The sequence below is a fragment of the Candidatus Nitrospira nitrificans genome (assembly GCF_001458775.1).
GTDB classification, from domain to species: Bacteria; Nitrospirota; Nitrospiria; order Nitrospirales; family Nitrospiraceae; genus Nitrospira_D; species Nitrospira_D nitrificans.
The window spans coordinates 224,945-248,074 of the sequence record NZ_CZPZ01000031.1; the positions used below are offsets into that span (position 1 = coordinate 224,945).

General features: G+C 57.7%; 23 protein-coding genes. 13 read left to right on the plus strand and 10 right to left on the minus strand.

Annotated elements, in window-relative coordinates; all coding sequences use genetic code 11:
- Positions 1-13: 13 nt before the first annotated feature.
- From COMA2_RS15190 to COMA2_RS15225, 7 genes are all read right to left on the minus strand, one after another.
- Entirely contained in the window at positions 14-1,240 is a 1,227-nt protein-coding gene (locus COMA2_RS15190) for an ankyrin repeat domain-containing protein (RefSeq protein WP_090900074.1), read from the minus strand.
- A gap of 135 nt (positions 1,241-1,375) precedes the next feature.
- A complete protein-coding gene (locus COMA2_RS15195) occupies positions 1,376-2,446 on the minus strand; it encodes an alkene reductase (protein ID WP_090900077.1) in 1,071 nt (356 codons plus the stop codon).
- 705 nt (positions 2,447-3,151) lie between these two features.
- Positions 3,152-3,445, minus strand: coding sequence for a type II toxin-antitoxin system RelE family toxin (locus COMA2_RS15200; RefSeq protein ID WP_090900080.1), 294 nt, complete (start codon positions 3,443-3,445; stop codon positions 3,152-3,154).
- Positions 3,442-3,738 carry a type II toxin-antitoxin system Phd/YefM family antitoxin gene (locus tag COMA2_RS15205; protein ID WP_090900083.1) on the minus strand — a complete coding sequence of 99 codons (297 nt, stop codon included), beginning with the start codon at positions 3,736-3,738 and terminating at the stop codon, positions 3,442-3,444. Before COMA2_RS15205 ends, COMA2_RS15200 begins: the two co-directional genes overlap by 4 nt.
- A gap of 1,476 nt (positions 3,739-5,214) precedes the next feature.
- A complete protein-coding gene (locus tag COMA2_RS15215; protein WP_090900089.1) occupies positions 5,215-5,724 on the minus strand; it encodes an SRPBCC family protein in 510 nt (169 codons plus the stop codon).
- Positions 5,721-6,059, minus strand: a complete 339-nt coding sequence (locus COMA2_RS15220; RefSeq protein WP_090900092.1) for an ArsR/SmtB family transcription factor — start codon at positions 6,057-6,059, stop codon at positions 5,721-5,723. The genes COMA2_RS15215 and COMA2_RS15220 overlap by 4 nt, the downstream gene beginning before the upstream one ends.
- Positions 6,060-6,242: 183 nt before the next feature.
- A complete protein-coding gene (locus COMA2_RS15225; RefSeq protein WP_175304646.1) occupies positions 6,243-6,668 on the minus strand; it encodes a PilZ domain-containing protein in 426 nt (141 codons plus the stop codon).
- Positions 6,669-6,788: 120 nt separating this feature from the next.
- Here COMA2_RS15225 and recA point away from each other — a divergent pair, with 120 nt between their 5' ends.
- From recA to COMA2_RS15265, 8 genes are all read left to right on the plus strand, one after another.
- Positions 6,789-7,871, plus strand: coding sequence for a recombinase RecA (gene recA, locus COMA2_RS15230; protein ID WP_090900098.1), 1,083 nt, complete (start codon positions 6,789-6,791; stop codon positions 7,869-7,871).
- A 67-nt stretch (positions 7,872-7,938) separates the two neighbouring features.
- Positions 7,939-8,376 carry a regulatory protein RecX gene (locus COMA2_RS15235; RefSeq protein WP_175304647.1) on the plus strand — a complete coding sequence of 146 codons (438 nt, stop codon included), beginning with the start codon at positions 7,939-7,941 and terminating at the stop codon, positions 8,374-8,376.
- A complete protein-coding gene (gene alaS, locus COMA2_RS15240) occupies positions 8,373-11,006 on the plus strand; it encodes an alanine--tRNA ligase (protein ID WP_090900104.1) in 2,634 nt (877 codons plus the stop codon). The genes COMA2_RS15235 and alaS overlap by 4 nt, the downstream gene beginning before the upstream one ends.
- 4 nt (positions 11,007-11,010) lie before the next feature.
- Positions 11,011-11,592: a Holliday junction resolvase RuvX gene (gene ruvX / locus COMA2_RS15245; protein ID WP_090900107.1), complete on the plus strand. Its 582-nt coding sequence runs from the start codon at positions 11,011-11,013 to the stop codon at positions 11,590-11,592.
- Entirely contained in the window at positions 11,507-12,589 is a 1,083-nt protein-coding gene (gene mltG / locus COMA2_RS15250) for an endolytic transglycosylase MltG (RefSeq protein WP_090900110.1), read from the plus strand. The genes ruvX and mltG overlap by 86 nt, the downstream gene beginning before the upstream one ends.
- A gap of 3 nt (positions 12,590-12,592) precedes the next feature.
- The gene (gene deoC / locus COMA2_RS15255) at positions 12,593-13,264 is read left to right on the plus strand and encodes a deoxyribose-phosphate aldolase (protein ID WP_090900113.1); all 672 of its coding nucleotides are present in this window, start codon (positions 12,593-12,595) and stop codon (positions 13,262-13,264) included.
- Between the two features lie 121 nt (positions 13,265-13,385).
- Entirely contained in the window at positions 13,386-14,543 is a 1,158-nt protein-coding gene (locus COMA2_RS15260; RefSeq protein ID WP_090900116.1) for a phosphopentomutase, read from the plus strand.
- Positions 14,544-14,601: 58 nt separating this feature from the next.
- Complete coding sequence (locus tag COMA2_RS15265; RefSeq protein ID WP_090900119.1) at positions 14,602-15,063, plus strand: RidA family protein; 462 nt, start codon at positions 14,602-14,604, stop codon at positions 15,061-15,063.
- Positions 15,064-15,822: 759 nt separating this feature from the next.
- Here the strand turns inward: COMA2_RS15265 and COMA2_RS15270 are convergent.
- Positions 15,823-16,527, minus strand: coding sequence for a class I SAM-dependent methyltransferase (locus tag COMA2_RS15270; protein WP_090900122.1), 705 nt, complete (start codon positions 16,525-16,527; stop codon positions 15,823-15,825).
- Between the two features lie 482 nt (positions 16,528-17,009).
- On the opposite strand from COMA2_RS15270, the gene COMA2_RS15275 reads away from it, so the two are divergent.
- The 5 genes from COMA2_RS15275 (at position 17,010) to COMA2_RS15295 (ending at position 22,165) form a co-directional block, all read left to right on the plus strand.
- Positions 17,010-17,345, plus strand: coding sequence for a hypothetical protein (locus COMA2_RS15275; protein WP_139077411.1), 336 nt, complete (start codon positions 17,010-17,012; stop codon positions 17,343-17,345).
- Positions 17,342-18,181, plus strand: coding sequence for an HDOD domain-containing protein (locus COMA2_RS15280; protein ID WP_090900129.1), 840 nt, complete (start codon positions 17,342-17,344; stop codon positions 18,179-18,181). Before COMA2_RS15275 ends, COMA2_RS15280 begins: the two co-directional genes overlap by 4 nt.
- Positions 18,178-19,176: a GGDEF domain-containing protein gene (locus COMA2_RS15285; RefSeq protein WP_090900132.1), complete on the plus strand. Its 999-nt coding sequence runs from the start codon at positions 18,178-18,180 to the stop codon at positions 19,174-19,176. Before COMA2_RS15280 ends, COMA2_RS15285 begins: the two co-directional genes overlap by 4 nt.
- A gap of 272 nt (positions 19,177-19,448) precedes the next feature.
- On the plus strand, positions 19,449-21,167 hold the full coding sequence (locus COMA2_RS15290) for an IPT/TIG domain-containing protein (RefSeq protein ID WP_090900134.1): 1,719 nt from the start codon (positions 19,449-19,451) through the stop codon (positions 21,165-21,167).
- A 74-nt stretch (positions 21,168-21,241) separates the two neighbouring features.
- The gene (locus COMA2_RS15295; protein WP_281176455.1) at positions 21,242-22,165 is read left to right on the plus strand and encodes a WD40/YVTN/BNR-like repeat-containing protein; all 924 of its coding nucleotides are present in this window, start codon (positions 21,242-21,244) and stop codon (positions 22,163-22,165) included.
- Between the two features lie 115 nt (positions 22,166-22,280).
- On the opposite strand, the gene COMA2_RS15300 is transcribed toward COMA2_RS15295, so the two are convergent.
- Positions 22,281-22,487, minus strand: coding sequence for a hypothetical protein (locus COMA2_RS15300; protein WP_090900139.1), 207 nt, complete (start codon positions 22,485-22,487; stop codon positions 22,281-22,283).
- 339 nt (positions 22,488-22,826) lie between these two features.
- Positions 22,827-23,130, minus strand: a 304-nt coding sequence (locus tag COMA2_RS15305) for a YaeQ family protein (RefSeq protein WP_139077413.1), incomplete at its 5' end; no start/stop codon positions are given.

Here is a 23,130-nt window from a genome sequence, read left to right on the forward strand (position 1 = left end):
TCGATACAGACGCCTACGGTTTCAGGAGAGAAAAGAGCGTGCGGTGGCTTTGTTGGCGGGCGACGTCGATCGGACGTTCGCCGGATAGTGTTTTGGCGCGTCTGTTCCCTCCGTGCTTGAGCAACAGCGTGACGATCTCTCGATCGCCCTGATAGGCTCCCACATGCAACGGGGTTTTGCCGTCTGCCGTCTGGGCGTTCACGTCCGCTCGTTTTTTCAAGAGGAGCGCCACCATGTCTCGATGGCCTGCCGCGACCGCGATGTGAAGCGGGGTGGCGCCATCGGGCGCCGGCTGGTTGATCAGCGCCCGATGGGCGAGTAACAGCGCCGCAACGTCTCGATGGTTATTTTGCACGGCGAGGAGGAGGGGCGTGGCATGGTTCCGTGCTTTCTGATTGATCGCCGCGCCCTGCTCTAGGAGGAGCGCCACTATTTCTTGATGGCCGTTTTGCGCGGCGACATGGAGCGGAGTCACACCGTTGTGGACGGCTTGGTTCACGAGGGCTCCCTGTTCGAGGAGGAGCCTCGCGACGGCGAGATGACCGTTCTGCGAGGCGACCAGCAGCGGCGTTGCGCCATCCGTCATGGCTTGGTTCACTGCCGCGCCTTTATTCACGAGGAGCGACACGGTCGCGACATGACCATGCTGGGCTGCGACGAAGAGCGGAGTCGAACCATCGGGCAGGGCCGGATTCACGGCGGCCCCCTGTTGAAGAAGCAACTCGATCACGCCGTGATGGCCTTTCTGCGCGGCAATGAACAGCGGCGTGACACCGTCTTCCGCAACGTGGTTCCCGTCGGCTTTGTGTTGGAGCAAGAGCGCCACGATCTCTCGATGGCCGTTCTGCGCGGCGATGAACAACGGCGTCACACCGACGTTGGTGGCCTGATCCACCGCCGCTCCGTTGTTCAGCAAGAGCGCGGCAACCGCCGAATGACCATTCTGCGCCGCGATATAGAGCGGGGTGGCTCCGTCGCTGGTGGCGTAATTGACCGGAGCGGCTTTGCGCAGCAAGAGCGCGACCACGTCGCGGTGCCCATTCCAGGCGGCGGCATGCAGTGATGTCGTCCCCTGCTCATTGGCGGCTTGGACGTTCGCTCCTTCATCAAGCAGGGTCTTGATTTGGTTGAGATTGCCGTCTCGTGCGGCCATCAGAAGTTTCTCATCCACGGGGCGCATGGCCAGGAGCAGCGGCAACAGGGCACAGAGGACGCAGAGTCTCATCCATCGTGAAATCATGTCAGTCTCCAATGTCGTGCGAGCGCGGGCGGAGATTATCAGCTAATCCGCTGGTTCCTCTCCACTCGTTCTCTTCCATCGTCGTGAGTAGGGTAAGCGGCTACACACACCACACTGCAGGGGGTGGGCTGGGTGTCATCCGGCCAAAGCCGGATAGTCGCTGTAGCCGTCCGAGCCACCTCCGTATAGGCGATCATAGTTGACGTCGTTGAGCGGAGCTTGTTTGGCGAAGCGTTCGACCAGATCCGGATTCGCGATGTACGGCCGTCCGTAGACAATCGCATCAGCTGCTCCCTCCGTGACCGTCCTTTCGCCGCTCTCACGGGTGTAGCTGCCGTTGCTCATGAGCACCGCCTGGAAATGTTTTCGCGCGATGTGCAAAATGGCTTGCTCCTCGGGCAGCGCGTGGTTCTCATGCCGAATCTCCAGGAACGCGATCGCGCGTCGGTTCAATTCCTGTGCGACATAGGTCACCAGAGCTTCCGGTCGGCTCTCCACCATGTCATTGAACGGGACCAGCGGTGATATTCGCACGGCGACACGTCCGGCGCCCCAGACGCCGATGACGGCATCCGTCACCTCCAGCAGAAATCGAGCGCGGTTGGGAACAGAGCCTCCATAGACATCCGTGCGCGTATTCACGCCGTCACGCAGAAAGTTGTCGATCAGATAGCCGTGAGCGCCATGGATTTGCACCCCGTCAAAGCCGGCCTGCCGTGCGTTCTGCGCGGCAGATCTGAACATTTCCACATATTGTGGGATTTCTTCAGTGCGGAGCGCACGAGGCACTTCGTAGGGTTTGGCGCCATCCGGCGTGTGGGTCATCTCGTGGCGAATCGCCTTCGCGCTGCTGGAGACCGGCTGCTCGCCGTCGTTCAATAGCGAATGCGCGGCTCTGCCAGGATGCCAGATCTGCATGAAGATACGGCCACCCTTGGCATGTACCGCATCCGTCACGCGTTTCCAACCGGCCACGTGCGCAGGACTATAGATGCCGCCTTCGCCCATGAAGGCGCAGGCGTGGGCATCGACCATCGTGCATTCCGTCATGAGGAGTCCGCTCGAAGCGCGTTGAGCGTAATACTCCACCATGATGTCGTTGGGGATGTGGGTGGAGCCGGCCCGCACACGGGTGAGAGGAGCCATGACGATACGGTTGGGCAAGAGAAGCGCTCCAACTTGAAGCGGCGTCAACAACGTGGGCATCGGCGGTCCTTTACGTCAGTTGATGAATCCTTGGGGGAAGAACTTATAAGTGAGATGGCCGGGGAGTCAAGGCAGCAGGTAAGTCGCTGCGGCAAATGTTAGGGAAGAGCAGCTTTCGCCTGTATCAGCCTATGCATGTCGTGGTAGCTCTCGCAAGCAGGTACCGCAACGATTGCAGACTGCGTCGGAGTCGATTTCTCGTGCGACGGTGAAGTAACGTGACCGCGCTTTTCTCAGCTATGAGGACCGAGTAGTTGTGTGTCATCCACTGAACCGTCTCGTAACCTGCCGTCATCAGGCATCAAAGCAGCGTGAAGTAAAAAAGACGCCCGACCCCTTCATTGCGGTGATGGGAGCCGTGGCGATACGATTTGGTAAGAAGAGGTCTTCGACTTGGAGCGGTGTGAACAACGTTGGCAGTGGGTGTTACTTAGTACAGCAGGTGGCTGAACTCGAATTTACCGCGGAAAGTTGTCGGCGAATATCGTCCAGTGTTTTCATCGTGCGTGCTGCGACTATCGCGAAAGTCTTGATTCAGTACAACATGATGGGATGAGGGCAGGTTGGATCGGCACGCAGTGTGAGTGCAGGCGAATCGCTGAGATCGTCAAACGTATGAAATGGTTGCCGTGAGAAATGAAATCTCGGACGTGGTACCTTATGAAGCGCTAGGGGTACAAGTCTTGTACCATCGTTCAGACGCGGCTATACTCGGGTTTTTCGTCCAATCCGCTCCGCCAACTCCTCATACACAGATCGACGGTGACCCACAGCCATTAGCCGAATGATTCGTTTCTTCTGATCAGCGCCATAGACGATGCGAAAGCGGCGAACGCGATATTTTCGCAACGCGTCGAGTTCCCGTTTGAGCGGCTCTCCACATTCGGGATTGGCGGCAATGGCACGGACAGCTGACTTGATCAGTTGCTTGAGGTCAGGATGGAGCGAACGGATTATGTCCACCACATGCGGAGGGATGTCCGGTCGGAAGGATGTCACGCCGTACGGCGTTTCTTGACGGGCGCGAGGGGCTCGCCGAACACATCCTCAAACGAGAGTCCTTTGCGCTTTATTTTGTAAAAGGCCCGACTCTCGGCAATCTGGTTCATGAGTCCCGGATCACTCAGGACGTCCAAGGTCTCTTTGAGACGGGTATATTCATCGATATTCATCAAAATGGCCGCCGGCCGGCCATTCTTCGTGACGATGACTTCCTCTTCACGCTCTTGCACTCCCGCCACGAGTTCAGGGAGGCGGGTTTTGACTTCCGATAACGACAAGGTTTTTACCATCGTGAACTTCCTAATATTAGAGGCCAGAATTCTGGTCGTTATGATACATCGATTGGCGCCGTTACGTCAAATGAACTGGCCCGTGTGTGCTGCCATCCGTGCGCAGGAAAGGGTGAAATGTTTTGCCGCGCTGAGGTGCAAGGGATGGGCCGCCGAATTCGGGGGAGGCTGGGGGTGGTACACACATTGAATGGAGCAATCAGAGATATCCCCAACTATTTGTTTCCTTCAGCAGGATGGCTAAAGCTTTGTTGCTACGCGTGCACCATACAAGATCCGACCCTACGATTTTCAGCGGGCAATTGGTGCCTATTCGTTGGCTTAGACAGAGGCGGACAAGCTGCCGTGAGGGGATTATACAGTCTGTCCAAACATTGTTAGAGGGTATGAAACGCAGTGGATGACCTAACGAAAATTCTTATTACCTCATCCGCCACCGTTCTGGGTACATGATTGTTTTTGTGACGAGCCAACTCCTTGGCAAATTAGTCATCGAGCCTATTCACGATCTAAAGAAGTTATTGGAGGAGATTCGCTACGCAGTGGTATTTCATGCTCAGGCGATTCTCACGCCTGTGGGGGACCGAGCTGGTGAAGATGATGCCGCGAAAGTACTGCGTAAGCTCTCCTGCGATCTACGATCTAAGATTGGGGCGATCCCTTTCTACGGCACCTGGATGGAGTGGGTTGGTATGCATGCAGGCTCGGTGATTACTGCAATTCACGCAAGATTCCAATACTCAACGGACTCATTATCAGCAGCACCGACTGCATTCCAAGCGAGGGCTTCGCGTGGTACCAGGAGACTTACCAAAAGAGCTGGGGGGAAATTGTGAGCGAGTGCTGGCGCTATTTCCATCTTACTAGTTCAAGAACAAAGCAGTCTGAGCACTTCTCCGGCCGAGATAAGGACATTGAGGCATTCTTGAACGAGGAGTGAGATAGAGCGCCAGTGATGCCAAACCTCCGTTTAGCTCGGTCAAAGGTCGGGGCAAGTCTTGTTTTGTGCATTCTGTTGAGTGCGTCATGAGCCTCACGGCTCACCTGCTGGTCTTTGTTAGTCGTTATACCTGATGGACCGGTTCGCGGAAAAGGTTGACGGCTTCAGGAGTGTGCGGATGGAGGCAAGGAGTTGAGATGCCGTGGCCAGGATGACACCCAGTAATTCTGTCGCTGAGCGTCAATTGCCCAGTTGGCGTTCCCGCCGGCGATCAAAAGGTCTGCGCTCTGCAGAGAATATATGCTTCCGTGAGATAGCCGCTTCGTAACGTCAAGAACGCGCTTCCCGTCTCCTACATCAGCGCGCGCATGGATAATCAATGCATGTCGGGGATGGTGGAGTAAATCCTTGATTCGTTCCCATTGGTCATTTCTGAGTAGTGTGCGAGGCATCGTGTCTGGTTCCTCCTGAAAAAAACAGACTGTACTGAAGTTCCTCAATTGTGTACAGACCCTAGCAGCTTTAGAGTTCACACGCTAGAGAGTCTTCGCATACACCACCAATTGATCCAGCACCGTCCCCCAACCTTCGTGGAATCCCATTTTCTCATGCTGTTTCTGACCTGCTTCGTCTCTGTGGATCGTGAGCGCCGTGTACTTGGTTCCCTTCTGATGCCGTTGAAGGAGCAGAATGGCCGTAAAGAAGAATGAGTCGCAGGTGGTCTCAGCCTCGGCGGGTAGAGGAGCCGGCCGATAGCCCGGCAGCAACGCGTTCGTCCAGACCAGCTTTTCGTTCGTGACGATCTCGAGATAACAGCCGATGTGGGGAAACTCCTGACCGTCCGGTGAACGCATGACTGTCCGAAATATCCCGCCCGGACGCAGGTCGATTTCGCAGTCGACTGTTTTCCATGGAGCGGGAGTGAACCAGGGTTTAAGGTGTTCCGGCGAGGTCCATGCCTTCCAGATCAACTCCGGCGGAACATCGACGAGGCGTTCAAGAACCAAATCGAGTCGAGGGTCTGGCTGATGTCGCAATATCGTCATCGGCTGGTCTCCTTCATTTTATTCAGGTAGTCGTCGAGCTGATCGAGACGGGCTTCCCAGATCGCCCGATGCTTGGCCATCCACTGTTCTGCTGCTTTCAGCGCTTTCGGTTCAAGCTGATAGGTTCGTACACGGCCGGCTTTGTTGGAGCGCGCCAAACCACACTCCTCCAGCACGTTCAGGTGTTGCATGAACGACGGCAGTGCCATGTCGAAGAGCGCCGCCAATTCGCTGACGGGAGCGGGCTTCTTGCTCAGCCGTTCGAGCACGGCTCGCCTGGTGGGGTCTCCCAACGCGCAAAAGACATCATCGAGTTGTATGGATTGGTTAGGCATATGCCTAACCATACATCAGATGAACACTTAGGTCAATGCCTAACTGTAAGAGGGGCCCATGCTTTCCATCTGGACCGCCTCTCGAATGATGACCTGATCAGTCAGTTGACGTACAAGCTGCGGAGGCCCGAGAAGCTTCCCCGGCGGACCATGTTTTTTGTTGTGGGGAGTTCGGATGAGGAGTTATTGCGCTCTGAACTTCTCGACCAGCTGACGGAGTCGTTTTCGCTGAACCGGCCGCAGATTCAGGAACTCCACGCCGAAGACCTGTCCTCGGACCCACCGAACGACGGCATGGTCGATATGCATTCGCCAATTATAGTTGGGGGAAAAGATCCACAGGTCGAGGCTCATGTCGATCCGGACGGTGGTCTCGGACTCGGCCGCGCAGCCCGTGCTGGACAGATCGAGGAGTGTCGCATCAGCCTCGACCAGTTCGGTGCTCGAAAAGAACAGGCGGCAATCCAACGGAATACGAGGAGAGGTTCGTAATTCCTTTTTGTCGGTTCGATCATCGCCGCGCATGAGGCGTCCCCGCAAGATGTCGACTTCCTGTAAATGAATCACCTCAGGCGGTTTCCCGCTATTGATTTCGCCTTTCTTACGCATCGGCTTGGCCTGCTCCATGAGGCGTGTCTCACTCCTCTTCGGTGAGATGAGGCTAGGTTTTACCACATGGCTTGGGTATAATCGGCTGGATTTCTTCCTCTCATCTTGTAGGAGATTCGTATGTCCGAAAAAGACGACAAGAAGCGCGCGCTGGACTTAGCCCTGTCCCAGATCGAGAAGCAGTATGGGAAGGGAGCCATCATGAAGTTGGGGGCGGAAGACAAGGTCGACGTACCGGCGATTTCCACCGGCTCGCTGGGACTCGATATTGCCCTCGGGGTCGGCGGGCTTCCGCGAGGACGGGTGATCGAGATCTTTGGCCCGGAGGCGTCCGGCAAGACGACGATGACGTTGCATTGCATCGCCGAGGTGCAGAAGACAGGAGGGGTCGCCGCGTTCATCGACGCGGAGCATGCATTGGATTTGACCTATGCCAAGAAGCTGGGCGTGCAGGCCGACGATCTCCTGGTCTCCCAACCGGACACGGGCGAGCAGGCCTTGGAGATCGCCGAAACCTTGGTGCGAAGCGGCGCCGTCGATTTGATCGTGGTCGATTCGGTCGCGGCGTTGACGCCTCGCGCGGAAATCGAAGGCGAAATGGGCGATGCCCATATGGGGCTTCAGGCACGGCTCATGTCGCAGGCATTAAGGAAGCTCACGGCGGCGATTTCGAAATCGCTGACCACGGTGATTTTCATCAACCAAATTCGCATGAAGCTCGGCGTCATGTTCGGGAATCCCGAGACCACCACCGGCGGCAACGCGCTCAAGTTCTATTCGTCCGTCCGCTTGGATATCCGACGGATCGAGTCCATCAAGGAGGGGCAGGAGGTGATGGGGAGCCGTGTCCGCGTGAAGGTGGTGAAAAACAAGATGGCTCCGCCGTTCCGGCAGGCGGAGTTCGACATCATGTTCGCCGAAGGTATTTCCAAGACCGGCGAATTGGTGGATATCGGCGTCGACAAGAAGATCATCGAAAAATCCGGCGCCTGGTATTCCTACAAGGGAGAGCGCGTCGGTCAGGGCCGCGATGCCGCGCGAGACTTCCTCAAGAATAACGCCTCGACGGCCCGCGAGATCGAATCGAAGCTTCGAGAGGCGGCGGGAGTTCCGGCTCGCGGCGAGAGAAAAGCCGAGACGAAATCTGAGACCAAAGAAGAGAAGCCTGCGGCCCGCGGCGAAGACAAGCGGGGCCATCGGTAGCGGCCGGCGAGTGGCCGGGCGTGATCAGGGCGGGCAGTCCCCGTCAGACGGGTGGATGCGGCTCGCCATGCGGTTTCTTGCCCGTCGTGATCGTACGGTGGCGCAAGTCGAACAATTTCTCCGATCCAAAGGAGCCCTGCCCGCTCAGATTCGGATCATGATCCGTCGATTGTCCGATCTCCGATATCTCAACGATCATGCCTATGCCCAACGATGGATGGAGCGGAGGCTGGTCTCTCGGCCGATGGGACAGGCGCGGATCAAGGCGGAGTTGCAGGCCAAGGGAATTGCCGAGACGGTGGCGGATCGGGTGATCGCCGACGCGTTCCGCGAGGTGGGTGAAGAACGAATGGCTCGTCGAGCGCTGAACGCCAGGCAGCGCCATGGCGGCCGGTTGACGCCGTCGCAATCGGTGCGTTTCCTGCGCCAACGAGGGTTCGATGAAGAGGCGATCGATCGTATTGTGCCGGAAGGTCGCATCAGCGATGAAGGAATGGACGCATGACTCAGACTGCGCAGGAACTTAGGCAATCGTTCATCCGGTATTTCGAACAGCACGGCCATCAGGCGGTGCCCAGCTCGGGCTTGATTCCCCAGGCGGATCCGACTCTGCTCTTCACCAACGCCGGCATGAATCAATTCAAGCGGGTCTTCCTAGGAGAAGAGCTCCGCCCCTATACACGCGCCGTATCCGTGCAGAAGTGCCTGCGCGCCGGCGGGAAACACAATGATCTCGAAAATGTCGGGTACACGAGGCGGCACCACACATTCTTCGAGATGCTCGGCAACTTCTCGTTCGGCGATTATTTCAAAGACGATGCCATCAGATTCGGATGGGAGTTTCTGACGCAGACGGTCGGGCTGCAGAAGGACCGGATGTGGGTGACGATCTTCCGCGAAGACGACGACGCGGAGAAACTTTGGAAGAAGATCGGCGTCGCGCCGTCACGCATCGTTCGGTGCGGTGAACAAGACAACTTCTGGCAAATGGCGGACACGGGGCCTTGCGGCCCCTGCTCGGAACTTCACGTCGATCAGGGTCCGTCCGTACCCGGCGATGACCGGCCGAACGGTGAGGGCGACCGGGTGATCGAGATTTGGAATCTCGTCTTCATGCAGTACAACCGTGACGCCTCCGGGACCCTCCACCCGCTGCCGAAGCCGAGTATCGACACGGGGATGGGGCTCGAGCGGTTAGTCGCCGTGGCCCAGGGTGTCTTCAGCAATTACGACAGCGATCTCTTTACGCCGCTGCTGGCGGCGATCGCCGGTCGGGCCGGCATCGAGTACGGCAAGCAGGATTCCTCCGACCGTTCGATGCGCGTGATAGCGGACCATCTGCGCGCCATCACGTTTTTGATGACGGACGGCGTCCTGCCGTCGAATGAGGGACGGGGGTATGTGTTGCGGCGGATTCTGCGCCGCGCGGCGCGCCATGGCCGGCTGCTCGGCATTGTCGAGCCGTTCCTGCACGAACTCAGCGCAACGGTCGTGGACCAGATGGCCGCCACCTATTCGGAAGTGCGCGCGGCATCCGGCACGATCGCCGAAGCGACGAGAGGCGAAGAGGAGCGGTTTATCGCGACGCTCGACCAGGGGTTGCCGATTTTGAACGAGATGATCGAGCGGGCGAAGGCGGCGAGACACAGGGTCTTGTCGGGGGGCGACGTTTTCAAACTCTATGACACCTACGGGTTCCCCATGGACCTGATCACCGAAGCCTGCCGGGAACAGGATATGACGGTCGATGAACCTGGTTTTGATTCGGCGATCGAAGAGCAGCGGACTCGCGCGCGCAAGACCGGCGGATTCGAGCAGGAAACAGCCAGACCGGCCGTCGCGGAACTTGCCGGGCGGATCGGCGCGACGACCTTCGTCGGCTATGAGTATCTGGAAAGCGACGGCGTCTTGCGGGCGATTCTGAAAGGCGAGCAACTGGCGAAGGAAGCGGTCGAAGGGGAGCCGGTCGAACTGGCGATGGATGTCACGCCCTTCTATGCGGAGGGCGGTGGGCAGGTCGGAGATCAGGGAACCTTGACCGGTCCTGAAGGGGTGGTCGACATCAAGGAGACGACGAGACCGGCGCCGACGGTCGTCTTGCACAAGGGAACGGTCCGCAAGGGGTGCATCCGAGAGGGCGAGCGCCTGCATATGACGGTGAATGCGTCCACGCGTCTGGACGCCGCGCGCAATCACACGGCGACGCATCTCGTCCATGCGGCCCTGCGCGATTTGCTCGGGCCGCATGTGAAGCAGTATGGATCGCTGGTGGGACCCAACCGTCTTCGGTTTGACTTTGCCCATTTTCGACCCCTGTCGTCCCGCGACATCGACGATATCGAATCGACGGTGAATGAAGAAATCCGCAAGAATGAGACCGTGCGCACCGAAGTGATGAGCATCCAGGATGCCGTGGCGAACGGCGCCCTGGCGTTTTTCGGCGACAAATACGGCGACCAGGTGCGCGTCGTGAGCGTGGAGTCGTTCAGTAAGGAACTGTGCGGCGGTACCCATTGCCGGCAGACCGGTGACATCGGACTCTTCCGCATCGTCTCGGAAGGGGGCGTGGCGGCCGGTGTGCGCCGGATCGAAGCGCAGACGGGCAGCGGCGCGTATCTCCTCATGAAGAAACTTGAAGCCGATGTTCGCGAGCTGTCGGATCTATTGAAGACAGGGCAGTCCGATCTGGTCGTCAAGACCCGCAAGCTGATCACGCAACTCAAGGATAAGGAGCGTGAGCTGGAAGAGCTGAAATTGAAAATGGCCGCCGGCGCTGCGGTGGCCTCGACCGCCAGGACGGTCGCCGGGGTGGCGGTCCACACGCAACGGACGGATGGCCTGGATGTGAACGGCATGCGGGCGCTGGCGGATCAGCTCCGGGACAAATTGAAGAGCGGTGTCATCGCGCTCGGCGCGGCGACCGGCGACGATAAAGTCTCGTTGCTGGTTGTCGTGACGAAAGACTTGATCGGCAGGCTCAAAGCCGGCGAGCTCATCAAAGTCATGGCGGCTGAGGTGGGGGGAACCGGGGGCGGACGACCGGAGATGGCTCAGGCAGGGGGGAAGGATCCGGGCAAGCTCGACGCCGCGTTGGAAAAGGTTTTTGGTCTGGTTGAAACCACTCTCCGGCGGTAGAATCATGCCTAGCCGCATTCTTGCGCTCGATTACGGCACCAAACGGATCGGCGTCGCGCTCAGCGACGAATTAGGCTGGACGGCGCAGCCGCTGGAAACCATTGAGCGTCGAACGCTGGTCCGCGATATCGCCCACATCGAACAGTTGGTGCAGGGACATGAGGTTAAAGAAGTATTGATCGGGCTTCCGTTGCGGCTCGACGGCGAAGAAGGGCCGGCGGTACAGGCGGTTCACGAGTTCATCGCCCATTTGGGAGAGGCACTATCGGTTCCGATCGTCACGTGGGACGAACGGATGACGACGAGGTCGGCGGAAGACCTCTTGATCGCCGCCGATGTCAGCCGCAGGAAGCGCAAAGGAGTGGTCGATCGTGTGGCCGCCGCGATTTTGCTCCAGAGCTACCTTGAGTCTCAGACTTCGTCGGGGACTCGCGACGGTCACACGTGTTCGGAGGAGAAGGTAGAAGAGTGGGGGGAGTCTCTCCAAGACAGTCCGACCTATGACGCTTCGTCTCATCCTCATCGTGGTCCTCGTGATCGTCGTACTCGCCGGGCTGGTCGGGTATCAGATGATCCGATGGGCTGAGGCTCCGGTCGTTTCCAATCCTGATCTGGCTCCTCAGAAAGTCGTCGTTATTCCCGAAGGGACGACCTTTCAGCAAGCGGCGGCGTTGCTCGAACGGGAGCAGTTGATCAGGAGCCGTCCGGTCTTTCTGTTGCTGGGGAAGCTTCAGGAAGCCGACCGAAAAATTCATCCCGGAGAGTATGAGCTCAATGCGGCCATGACTCCGGCGGACATCCTTTCGAAGCTGATTCTCGGTCGGGTGATCCTGCACGCCGTCACGATTCCCGAGGGCTATACGTTCAAGCAAATCGCCGATGTGCTGGCCGAGCACCGGATTACGGATCGCGCGGAGTTTCTCGGATTGGCCGTCGATGGGGTCTTCCTAAAGACTCTCGGAATCTCGGCTGAAACGGTAGAAGGGTATCTCTATCCCGATACCTATCGCTTTACCCGTCCGACAACCGCCAAGGATGTCATGCGAGTCATGGTCAACCAATTCAGCCAGGTCATGACCCAAGAATGGCAGACGCGGGCCAAAGACATTCACTTGACGGTCCATGAAGTGCTGACCTTGGCGTCGGTGATCGAAAAGGAAACCGGTGCCGGAGAGGAACGTCCGCATATCTCCTCCGTTTTTCATAACCGGCTGAAGAAACACATCCCTCTGCAGAGCGATCCGACGGTGATCTACGGTCTGCCGAATTTCGACGGAAACCTTCACAAAAAAGATCTGTCGCACCCCAATCCGTACAATACCTACCGGTGGGCCGGTCTGCCGCCCGGACCGATCGCCAATCCTGGAGCACAGTCGATCCGTGCCGCCCTGTATCCCATGCCATCCGCCTATCTCTATTTCGTCTCGAAGAACGACGGCACCCATCAATTCTCCGCGACGCTGGTGGAACATAACAAGGCGGTGGAAAAGTACCAGAAGCGTCCCTTCCGGCCGGGCAATCGTTCGCAGACTTTGATGTCCCCCAACGGCAGACAGACACGTCATGAAGAAGGAGTCTCGTAAACCATGTCAGGATGGAACCTCCCTATTGTGATCGACCATACGGTGTTGAGGCCGGATGCGACGAAGACGGATGTGCTGCGGCTGTGCCAGGAGGCGAAGGACCACGGGTTCACCGTGATTTTTGTCCCACCCTGCTACGTCGATGAGGCTGTGGCGGCGGTGGGCGGCACGGGCATTCATGTGGGCATCCCCATCGGCTTTCCGTTAGGAGGGCACAGTACCAAGATCAAAGTGGCTGAAGCGGTTGAGGCGGCGACCCATGGCGCGCGGGTCTTGGACATGGTCCTGAACGTCAGCCGGCTGAAGTCAGGCGATCATGATTATGTGCGGACCGATATTGCCGAAGTCGTGAAGGCCACACCGAACGCCGAGCACAAGGTCATTCTCGAAACCTGCTATCTGACGCAGCAGGAGAAACGGACCGTCTGCCGATTGGTCATCGAAGCCGGGGCGGATTATGTGAAAACCTCGACCGGGTTCGGCGCCGCCGGCGCCACGGTCGAGGATGTCCGTCTCTTGAAGGAAGCTGTCGCAGGGCGGGCGAAGGTGAAGGCTTCGGGCGGGATACGCGATTGGAAGACCACGCTGGCGATGCTGGAAGCCGGAGCAGACCGGATCGGGACCAGTGCAAGCCTGAAGATCATCGACGAGTGGCGGGCCTGTTTGCGCGGATAAGGAGCGTGTCATGCGCGAGCCACGGCAGCTTTCTCGGCGCCGGCTGGACGGGTTGGTGACCGTGGTCTGCCAGTGCCATACGTCCCTATGTCCGACTACGGCGATTTGATATAGTCCGCGAATGATTAAACGAGTCATTTTGCTCGTCATCGACGGGTTGGGAATCGGGGCGTTGCCGGATGCGGCCGACTATGGCGATGCCGACGCGAACACGCTCGCGCATCTTGCTGAGACAGTCGATGGACTGAGTTTGCCGAATTTCGAGATGTTGGGCCTGGGGCATATCGCTCCGATCAAGGGTGTACGGGCCATGGTCCAGCCGAACGGATCTTTTGGCCGACTGGGATTCGCTTCCCCGGGAAAAGATTCCGTCGCCGGATACTGGGAAATCAGCGGGGTGATCCGGAAAGAAGTTCCGACGGTCTGTCGCTCGGGTATCCCCTCCACGATCGTCGATATCGTCGAACAGATCATGGGAAGAAAGTCGGTCGGGCGAGGTCTCTCCTCCATGGCGGTGATGCTCCGTCGGCATAGCATGGAGCATATGGCGACCGGCGCGCCCATTCTATGGACCGACGGAGGCAATACCTGTGTCGTCGCCATGCATGAGTCCCTCATGGCACCGATGGAATTCCTGCAACGCTGTCGCGAGATCCGAAAGGCCGTGAAGGATGCGGGAACGCTCATTCGTGTCGTCGGACAGCCGGTCATCGGCGGGCATGACCTGCTTCAACCGCAAGCCGGGCGTAAAGACTTCGTGAGCGAACCCTCGGGTACGACGATGTTGGATGCCTTGAGCCAATCCGGTCAGATCGCCATGGGAATCGGAAAGGTCTATGACCTCTTTAGCGGGCGGGGGTTTACGAAGGCCCTCTCGGTGGCATCGGCGATGGCGGCGGTGGATGAAGTGATCGGCCTGTTAAACAAGATGCCTCGGGGTCTTATCTGCGCCAGCCTGGATCTCCTGTCGGAAGATGCCGGACAGTCGGCCACCGCCGTGCAAGAGTTTGATCGCCGGCTGCCGGATTTGTTCGAGAAGTTGCGCCTCGGCGATGTGGTGATGATGACGGGTGATCATGGACGCGATTTCTCATTGCCGGGTCGGACACCCACGCGCGAGTATGTGCCGGTCTTCGTGACCGGCCCGAAACTAGCCCAAGGCGTCGATTTGGGAAGCCGATCGACCGCCGCCGATGTGGGGCAGACCATTGTGGAGGCGCTGCAAGCCGAACGATTACCGGTTGGCGAGAGTTTCTTGGATGCGCTCAGGCCAGGGTAGGCAGGAATGAAGAGTGACGGGCGAGGTGTAGGTCGGAAAAGTGAGGAGGAGATACAGCGTGTCCTATGAGGATAAATTAAGAGCTCTTGGATTGACGCTCCCGGCTCCTCCAAAGCCCGTGGCCAACTATGTGCCGGCGGTCAGGGTCGGGAATCTCTTGTTTCTCTCCGGGGTGTTGCCGTCACGCGATGGACAACTCATCATGACCGGCAAGCTCGGACAAACCGTATCTACCGAGCAGGGGGTGGAAGCTGCACGTGCGGCCGTGTTGAATGGATTGAGCATCATTCAGCATGAGGCCGGCTCGCTGGATCGAGTGAAACGGATCGTCAAAATGGTCGGCCATATTGCGTCTGCCCCTGGGTTTACGGATCAACCTCAAGTGCTCAATGGCGCCTCGGATCTGCTCGTCTCTCTGTTTGGCGACGCAGGCCGACACGCGCGTGTCGCCGTCGGCGCCGCTGAACTTCCCCGCCAGGCTCCCGTGGAAATTGAATTGATCGTGGAACTTGTCACGTAGACGTGCGGACGTTCCCCCAAACACCGCTTCAACGGTCTTCGAGAGGTCGAATCATATGACGATATAAATGGCAGGAGGGAAATTTCTCGCATGCCCGGCATAGGTCTTCCGTGAAAAGATGCCCGCCCGCTTTTAACCCATGTATTGTCTTTGCTCCTGGTGACAGTGGCGGCCAACAACGTTGTCCTGGCTGATGAAGATACCGACAATTGCGCGTCAGTCACCTCTGGCTTAGCAGGTAAAACGACGGCAGCCAGATGGTTCAACATGATGGCCCCATAGCGGCATGACGTTCGCCGATGGAATGGGCTCTATATTCAATTTAAAATCAATGGGGCCAATCGGGTGCCTGGTGGATGGTCAGGCGTTTGCATTTGGTACGGACTACCATCTCAAGGTATCGGCTGAAGAGTTCGTCAAGCGGCTCATAGACCGTGGCTTTTGCGGACATCGGCTCAGTAAACCTTGGGATTGGCGTTGTAACCTATAGCGGTGTGAATCAGACGACGCCTGATCGACCTCCATCTAAATGACCGGCACAGCTTACTGACTTGTTATTGCTCGTAGATGTCACACGTCAACCGGCCCACTTCCATCCAAGGCGTCGGCATCTCCGAGGAAACATCAGCAGGATCAAGAGTGACGCGACCGAGATTAGATTTCTCAAGTAGTTGGATGATTATCGAGGTGCCGATGGTTGCTGTGAGTGGTAATGAGGCGACAGATAGGCATCACATTCTATTAGGAACGGAGCAGTGATCAGAACTCAGTCAGGACATGCTCCGGCATCGTATGAGCCGATTGCTTCTGATACGCGGCCAGCATGTGCCACTCCATCTGTCGCATTTTCCGTTCTGCTCCATGCAACAGGCGGTAAGCGATTTTACGACCAATAGACCATGCGCCGGTATACAGCGGAGGCGAAAGACGGTCATAGGGCTTATTGGTTTCAAGCCACCGTAAAGCCTTATACACCGCCGGAGAGCTAGAGTCATGGCAGAGCAGTAATCCTCCAGGGGCAAGCAATTTGTCGGCATAGAACAAGTCAAGTAGGGTGAGATCAAACGAATGAAATCCGTCGATCAAGATGCAATCGAATTGCTCGCGAGCTTCCACCAAGCGAGACAAGGCCAAGTAATCGTATTCCTCGATCAGCCGGTGATGAGGAAGAATTTTCGCCACGGCATGGACGCCAGCGGACTCGTACCCAGTCGGGCTGGGCAGCGTTTGGTGTGGATCGATGGAAGTCAAGCGACCATTCCACGAACGCAACGTGTCAGCCATGACAATGGAGCTTGTTCCGTTGGCCATGCCGATTTCAAGCACATCGGTTGGATGGTGGGTGCGGATCAGCTCGGCAAGTTTCTTCAATTCGATGGGGCTCATTCCATCTCGGATAAACGCATCGGTGGCAGTGTGGCTCTCTGGGAAAACTTCTTGAATAACGGAAGGGCTGATGCTCACGGGGCCTCTCGTTTATAGGATGGGCGAACATCCTATTTGGCCGCAACGGTACTGTCTACCCTACTTTGGCAGGGGGTGGTCTCTGCTGACCCCCATCCATAACTCCTCTAAACCGAGATGGTTCTTTTATAGTGGCGGTAACTTCCAGTTTCTGGGCATGGACTTCTCTCAAGGCAGGGAGTTACAACCCATTGCAACAATGACGTTATGATAAGTGGATCCTCCTCTACCCCACGATTTCCTTGGACAAACAATTGAGCATAGGGCTCCCCATTTTCATTCATCCTTCTGCCATTGAACCAGCCCGAATCCCGTTGCTTTTCCGTCCGGCAGTTGATCGCCTCAATGGTGAAAATCCTTTAGAAATAATGTCGTGAGTCCGATAAGGGAATGACGGCCGGCGGATGCGTCTGCCCTATTCGTTCGGTCAAACGACACACACCCGGTTGAGGTATGAACCGATCGTCAGGAAACCACATTTCATGAGACGAGTAGTACTTCTTGAGCTGTTGCCGGACATGGTCCTGGCAAGACCGGTGACGAATGCCAATGGACTCCCCATTGTCGCGGCTGGAACGATATTGGATGCAGCCATCATCGAACGGCTTCGGCAGATGGAGTTGGCTTCAGTGTATGTGGAGGGCGATGCCCTGGACTCAGGCGGAAAAACCCTGGCGGAACTGGAAGCCGAACTTGAGCACCGGTTCCGGAAGGTCGCTCAAGATCCCATTCAGCAACTGATCCTCCGGACTCTCCGCACGCATGTGCGTGCCACCCATGGCATGGCCTCCGTGACCGAGGAGTCTCGGGCAACATGAGCGCCTTCAATCCGACAGATCTGCGCAATCGGATCGAGAAGCTCGGAGACCTTCCCACGCTCCCTCATGTCGTGCAGCGGCTTGCCGCCATGATCGGTCGTCCAACCGTCTCGACTGAGGAGATCGGCTCAATCATCGAAAAGGATCAAGTGCTCGCGGCGAAAGTTCTCAGGCTCGCCAACTCACCGTTTTACGGGTTCCCCTCCCGCATCGGCTCAGTCACCCACGCCGTGATCGTGCTGGGCTTTAATGTCGTCAAGGGGCTGACGCTCTGTGCCTCGGCCCTCAGCATCATGAAAGAGGCCGGCATGGATCAGTTGTGGCGACATTCTCTGGGCGTCGCCGTTACCGCCAATCTCCTGGCCACCAGGCTGGAGATCAAGAATCCCGAAGAACTTTTCGTGTCAGGCCTGCTTCATGACATCGGGAAAGTCGTGCTCTACGTCAAATGGCCGGATGTGGGAAACAGCATCAAAGATGCTCTGAAAACCGGCGGTGATCGCCGACTCTTCGACGTGGAGCGGGAGCTGACGGGCCTCTCTCATGCGGATATCGGCGGCTGCCTGGCGAACGCGTGGCATTTGCCGGTTACACTCCGGGAGCCGATCCTCTACCACCATGATCCGACCCTCGCTAAGGAAGCCGTGCTGCACACGGCTATCGTCCATGTGGCCGATATTCTGGTCAAAGGGCTGGCCTGTGGAAACCCGGGAGATGACATCATTCCCCCTCTGTCGAGGGCGGCTTGGGACATGGTCGGGCTGGATGAGCACCGATTGAAGGAATGTATCGACAAGGCTTCGAACGAGTTCGCGACCATTGACGACTATCTATGAACCGCTCCACGGCAGGCCGGAGAATTCTGCTTCTCCACAACGAGCTGACTTCTGCCCTGACGTTGACCCCGGTATTGGAGAAAGCCGGTTTTCAGGTGGTGGAGGGCAATCTACCGGATCTCGCGCTGCATGAACTCGTCCATGATCCGCCCTGCCTCATCCTGGCCGCTGAAGGAACCGGGGGCCATTCAGTGGAAACGCTCACAAGAGACCTCAAGCTCGATGCCTTTCTGGGACGCCTGCCTCTCATGGTCTTCGTACGGGATAGTCGACTCAACGACATTGACTGGGGTTCATTGGGGGTGGACGATTTCATCACCATTCCCTATCGGGCGGAAGACGTCGTGCATCGTATACGCCTCTGCTTGAGCCGGTCGACCCGTTCGCTCGATGCGAATCCTCTCACCCGTCTTCCCGGCAACACCACGATCCTGTTTGAGACTACCTCCAGGATTCACAGCAAGCAGCCCTTCGCGCTCGCCTACGTCGACATCGACAATTTTAAGTCCTTCAACGATCGTTACGGCTATGGACGTGGAGACGAAGTGCTCATCGTGGCCTGCCGCATCCTCACGACGGTGGTGGGAGAACTGGCCGGCCCGGAAGGGTTTGTCGGCCATGTCGGGGGAGACGATTTCGTCTTCATGAGCCGGCCACATGCCATCGACGCGATCTGCCGGACCGTCATCAAACGATTTGATCTTGTGATTCCGGACTTCTACGATCGCGAAGATCGCCTCAAGGGCTACATCGATTCCGTGGATCGCCGAGGCAATAAAGAGCAGTTTCCGATCATGAGTCTTTCGATCGCCGTCGTCACCAATGAGTGGTCTCCTATCGCCCATCCCGGCGATGTCAGCAGGATCGCCTCGGAATTGAAGAAACGAGCCAAGGCCTTGAAAGGCAGCGTCTATATCAAAGATCAGCGAGGCCAGGCCGTCGGTGCATCTTCCGCAATGGCGGATTCCATCGTCCCGCTGCCCACCTCTGATTGAGCCAGGAGCCGGGTGTGTTTATTCCAGAATCTTCTCGGTCGGCCTCGTGCAAGCGGTTGAGGAAGTGGGGCTGGCGTCAGCGACTGTGCTGACTTGCTCCGTGAGGATCGTGCTCGGCGAGCCGTGAGGTGATTGATGCCGGTGCGGAAAAGTAGTACCAGTCTGTTTTGACCTGCTTCGCGCACTTGACTCTGAAAAAAATCGCTTGTTAAAGTCGGTTATGTCGTTGACGCGGTCCCCAGCTTGTTTCTTTCCTTTCCGATAGGCCATCCATGAATAGAGTCATCATCACAGCCGTTTGTTTCTCGCTTGTCGTCCTCTGTGGGGGAATGATCTCTCTCGCGCACGCCGGGAGGACGGGCATTGAACTGTCCGCCCGGTCCGTGACCCCTGGCGCGACATTGGTCCTGAGCGGGAAAGGGTTTGGAGCGTTTAAGTCGACTCAGTTCAACCGAGTCACCGTGAATGGGGTATCGGCGTTGGTCCAGCGATGGGACCCGGGTGTGATCGAGATCAAGGTTCCCTTCAAGGCGACCAGCGGGTTTGTCGAAGTGCTGATCGGAAAGAAGAAATTGCTCGCCGGATTTTTGAACCTTGCGATGCCGTGGATTGAGACCATCACGCCGACGGAAGCGGAACGAGGAACGACGCTTCAGATCACCGGTCATCATTTCGGGCTCTCGGCGGGCGCGCGCGACCCGAACACCATGTTCGGTGTCAATGACGTGCTGGTCGGCGGGGTGCTGGTGCGTCCCACGCGCTGGAAGGACGACAAGATTGAGCTTGAAATTCCGACGAACGCGGTGAGCGGGGATGTCGTGGTTCGACTGGCCTCTTCCGATCCGCTCCCGGACGGATCCTGCTGTGCTCCGGTCGAGTATGTCGTGAGCAATGCCGTTCCGCTGGCGCTGATTCCGTCCATTCGAGTGGATCCGGTCAGTGGACCGGTAGGCACGAAAGTGGTCTTGTTCGGCCAGGGGTTCGGGAATGCCAAAGAGCTGATGGATGATGCGGTTCTCCTCGGGGGACGGCCGGTGACCATCGCGCAATGGAAAGACGATGTCATTGTCTTCCACGTCCCGCTCGGTGCGGAGTCGGGTCCGCTTGTGCTGAAACGTCAAGGACGGGAACGGGTGCTCGCACAGTTTACCGTTCATGTTCCTCGCGTCATTTCCATGAGTCCCGCCAGCGCGCCCATCGGGACGTTGCTGCGCATCAACGGTGAGCACTTTGGGTTTTACTCGGAGAGCGGGTCGACGCCCTACAACTTCATGGATTTCAATGCCGGTGAGAATCGAGTCGAAATCGGCGGGGTGCCGGCGGTGCTCTATCGTTGGAACGACGACCGAATCGATGTCTGGGTGCCGTTCAGCGCGAAAAGCGGCAAGGTGGTGGTGTATCGGAGCGCAAACAGCCCGGATATGAACGGACTCTGTTGCGCCGAACGGGGGACCCTCGCCATCGAGGCCGGGGACTTCACGCTTGTCACGCCGGTCATTGAATCGTATGCGCCCCAGAGCGCTGGGTTGGATGCCACGGTGACGATTAAAGGCCGGGGATTCGGAACGTTTCTCAAGACCGCTGAACATGCCGATTTAGAATTGAATCAGAAAGCCTACAAGCGGCGAACCGATATTGAAATCAACGAACCAGGGGAAAGTCAGAATGTCGTCTCCAACGTGTCGCGGACGGAAGTGTTGTTTAACGGAGCCGCCGCGCTGGTTCAATCGTGGACCGATGAGGAGATCATCGTGAAGGTCCCGCACCGTAACCTCTATGGAATCGGGAAGAAGGGTGAGTTTTTTGACAATCTGGCGACCGGCCCCTTGGTCGTGCGTCGAGGATCATGGGATCTGCTTCTTGATGGCACGTGTTGTTCGCCGAAGAAGTGGGTTACGCTTGAAGCCGGACCGTTCACCATCGAAGCAAAAGGGCTTCCCGATTCAAGCTACTGGGATAACAACAGGCCTGACGCGAGCACCAATCAATAATGCCGGCATGGTTTCCTCTCGGTCGCGCTCATCGTCGGAACAGTGTCGCGCCGCTCGTTCTCCTGCTCGGTATGATGGTTCTGCTTCCTCGATCAGCTGGGAGCGCAGACACCCATAATTTCGCCGCCACCCAGGCGAGTCACACCAAATCAACCTTGATGAGTATTCAGTTTCGTTCACCCCAGAATGGATGGGTGGTAGGAACGGGAGGCACCATCCTGAAAACCACCGATGGCGGGAAGAAATGGAAACGGGTGGTGAGCGGAACGTCTACGTTGTTAACGTCCGTATTTTTTGCCGACTCCTCGAAAGGATGGGTGACGGGGGCCGGGGGATTTCTGAGTCGCACGACAAATGGGGGAGAGTCCTGGCTTCCACAACGTTTGGATACTCAGCAGGCACTGTACGGGGTCTATTTCACGTCTCCGGATGTCGGATGGGTGGTCGGAGGCGCCGGCACGATCCTTCATACCACGAATGGCGGCCAGCATTGGATGGAACAGGCGAGCGGCACGACCGCGACGCTCTATGCGGCGCACTTTCTCGATGACCGGAAGGGTACGATCGTCGGAGCCCTGGGAACCGTCCTTTCGACGGACGATGGAGGCGCCACCTGGACTCTGCAAGAAACGCAGAACGCGGTGACATTGTTCGATGTCTTTTTCACCGATTCCATGACCGGCTGGGCGGTGGGGAATGCGGGGGCTTTGTTTCAGACGACGGACCGTGGCGCCAAATGGGTTGACCAGACCTTACCCTGCGGAACGACGTGTACGAGGCTCACGGATTTGCTGAAGGTGCGTTTCACCAGCCCGCAAGAAGGCTGGATTGTCGGCGAGCGAGGGATGCTCTATCGGACGACCGACGCAGGCCTCACCTGGAGCGAGGGGACATCGATCGCCTTGTCCTCGCTCTTCGGCCTCAGTTTTTCCGATGCCATGCATGGGTGGGCGAGCGGCGAAAACGGGACCATCGTCCATCTCCAGCAAGGCCGGTAGGTTTCTTTCCATTCATCTCGTTACTCTTCCCGCCGGACATCGCCCGAGAATGGTTTCTGCCTGCGCGCGAGGCACTTCTTGTTGAGGCGTCACTCTGATGCGGTAGAACTCGGCGCTATTTCACCGAGGCCAATTTGACAGTGAATACGCCGACCCCCCGTGTAATAGTGACCTGCCCGGCCCGGCTCAAACGCCCCACCTCCTGAAAGAGGTCGTTCCAGGTGAGCTCGGGACATTGTGTCACGAAGAGGTCGAAGTCACACTCCGGCGAGTCTTTGAGCATGGCCATGATACGGTCGGTAATCGGTCTGTTGGTAGTCATCGGCGACTCCTCTTGTGTAATGGCGGCGTCTGGTGCTGTACGGCGTGTCACTTAGCGTTGGGACGTGAAGACCGAGGGACCGATCGCATCGAGAATAGGCTGAATAGGAGAGGAATATAAGATAGTCAGCCTGCTGAATCCCGTGGGTGTATGCTACGCGGTAAGCAACGGGTCCGTCAAGCGAGGTGGCGGCCTATGGATCTGGGAGGTGTATCGCATAACTGATACATGGCGCTGATGCCTTGTCTGGCTGTTGCCATACGTTACTCAAGTCTTGGACTCCAATCTGTTGCAGATGCTCATCTTCTAGTCCATCTCCGGCACAAGGCGCTCGTGTTGTCAGCTCTTCAAGCGCTGTAATTCAAGGTGGAGGGTCTGCGCCCCATCTGCAATCCAGATATGCCCGTCCTGGATTGTCCATTGTAACTGCATAGCTGGTTTTGCCATTGCAGCCAAAGCACGAACGCTTTCCATCGGGAGCAGCGTCACCGTGAGGTTCTTCAGCCGATCGAGCGCCGGGCTTTGGCTTTCCCACCAGACTTCGGCGCTGCGGGCTCCATAGGCATAGACGATGACCTGTTCGGAGCGGCCGCAGGCCTGACGCAAGGTTTTCTCGCCGGGCTGGCCGATCTCGATCCAGCAG

Excerpts from the sequence above, each read along its gene's own strand:
- ruvX (WP_090900107.1), top strand. The coding sequence starts at position 11,011 with ATGCCTAGCCGCATTCTTGCGCTCGATTACGGCACCAAACGGATCGGC.
- COMA2_RS15215 (WP_090900089.1), bottom strand. The coding sequence starts at position 5,724 with ATGACGATATTGCGACATCAGCCAGACCCTCGACTCGATTTGGTTCTT.
- COMA2_RS15260 (WP_090900116.1), top strand. The coding sequence starts at position 13,386 with ATGATTAAACGAGTCATTTTGCTCGTCATCGACGGGTTGGGAATCGGG.
- alaS (WP_090900104.1), top strand. The coding sequence starts at position 8,373 with ATGACTCAGACTGCGCAGGAACTTAGGCAATCGTTCATCCGGTATTTC.
- COMA2_RS15275 (WP_139077411.1), top strand. The coding sequence starts at position 17,010 with ATGAGACGAGTAGTACTTCTTGAGCTGTTGCCGGACATGGTCCTGGCA.
- mltG (WP_090900110.1), top strand. The coding sequence starts at position 11,507 with ATGACGCTTCGTCTCATCCTCATCGTGGTCCTCGTGATCGTCGTACTC.
- COMA2_RS15225 (WP_175304646.1), bottom strand. The coding sequence starts at position 6,668 with ATGCGTAAGAAAGGCGAAATCAATAGCGGGAAACCGCCTGAGGTGATT.
- recA (WP_090900098.1), top strand. The coding sequence starts at position 6,789 with ATGTCCGAAAAAGACGACAAGAAGCGCGCGCTGGACTTAGCCCTGTCC.
- COMA2_RS15280 (WP_090900129.1), top strand. The coding sequence starts at position 17,342 with ATGAGCGCCTTCAATCCGACAGATCTGCGCAATCGGATCGAGAAGCTC.
- COMA2_RS15205 (WP_090900083.1), bottom strand. The coding sequence starts at position 3,738 with ATGGTAAAAACCTTGTCGTTATCGGAAGTCAAAACCCGCCTCCCTGAA.
- COMA2_RS15220 (WP_090900092.1), bottom strand. The coding sequence starts at position 6,059 with ATGCCTAACCAATCCATACAACTCGATGATGTCTTTTGCGCGTTGGGA.
- COMA2_RS15295 (WP_281176455.1), top strand. The coding sequence starts at position 21,242 with ATGGTTCTGCTTCCTCGATCAGCTGGGAGCGCAGACACCCATAATTTC.
- COMA2_RS15290 (WP_090900134.1), top strand. The coding sequence starts at position 19,449 with ATGAATAGAGTCATCATCACAGCCGTTTGTTTCTCGCTTGTCGTCCTC.
- deoC (WP_090900113.1), top strand. The coding sequence starts at position 12,593 with ATGTCAGGATGGAACCTCCCTATTGTGATCGACCATACGGTGTTGAGG.
- COMA2_RS15235 (WP_175304647.1), top strand. The coding sequence starts at position 7,939 with ATGCGGTTTCTTGCCCGTCGTGATCGTACGGTGGCGCAAGTCGAACAA.
- COMA2_RS15195 (WP_090900077.1), bottom strand. The coding sequence starts at position 2,446 with ATGCCCACGTTGTTGACGCCGCTTCAAGTTGGAGCGCTTCTCTTGCCC.
- COMA2_RS15190 (WP_090900074.1), bottom strand. The coding sequence starts at position 1,240 with ATGATTTCACGATGGATGAGACTCTGCGTCCTCTGTGCCCTGTTGCCG.
- COMA2_RS15285 (WP_090900132.1), top strand. The coding sequence starts at position 18,178 with ATGAACCGCTCCACGGCAGGCCGGAGAATTCTGCTTCTCCACAACGAG.
- COMA2_RS15300 (WP_090900139.1), bottom strand. The coding sequence starts at position 22,487 with ATGACTACCAACAGACCGATTACCGACCGTATCATGGCCATGCTCAAA.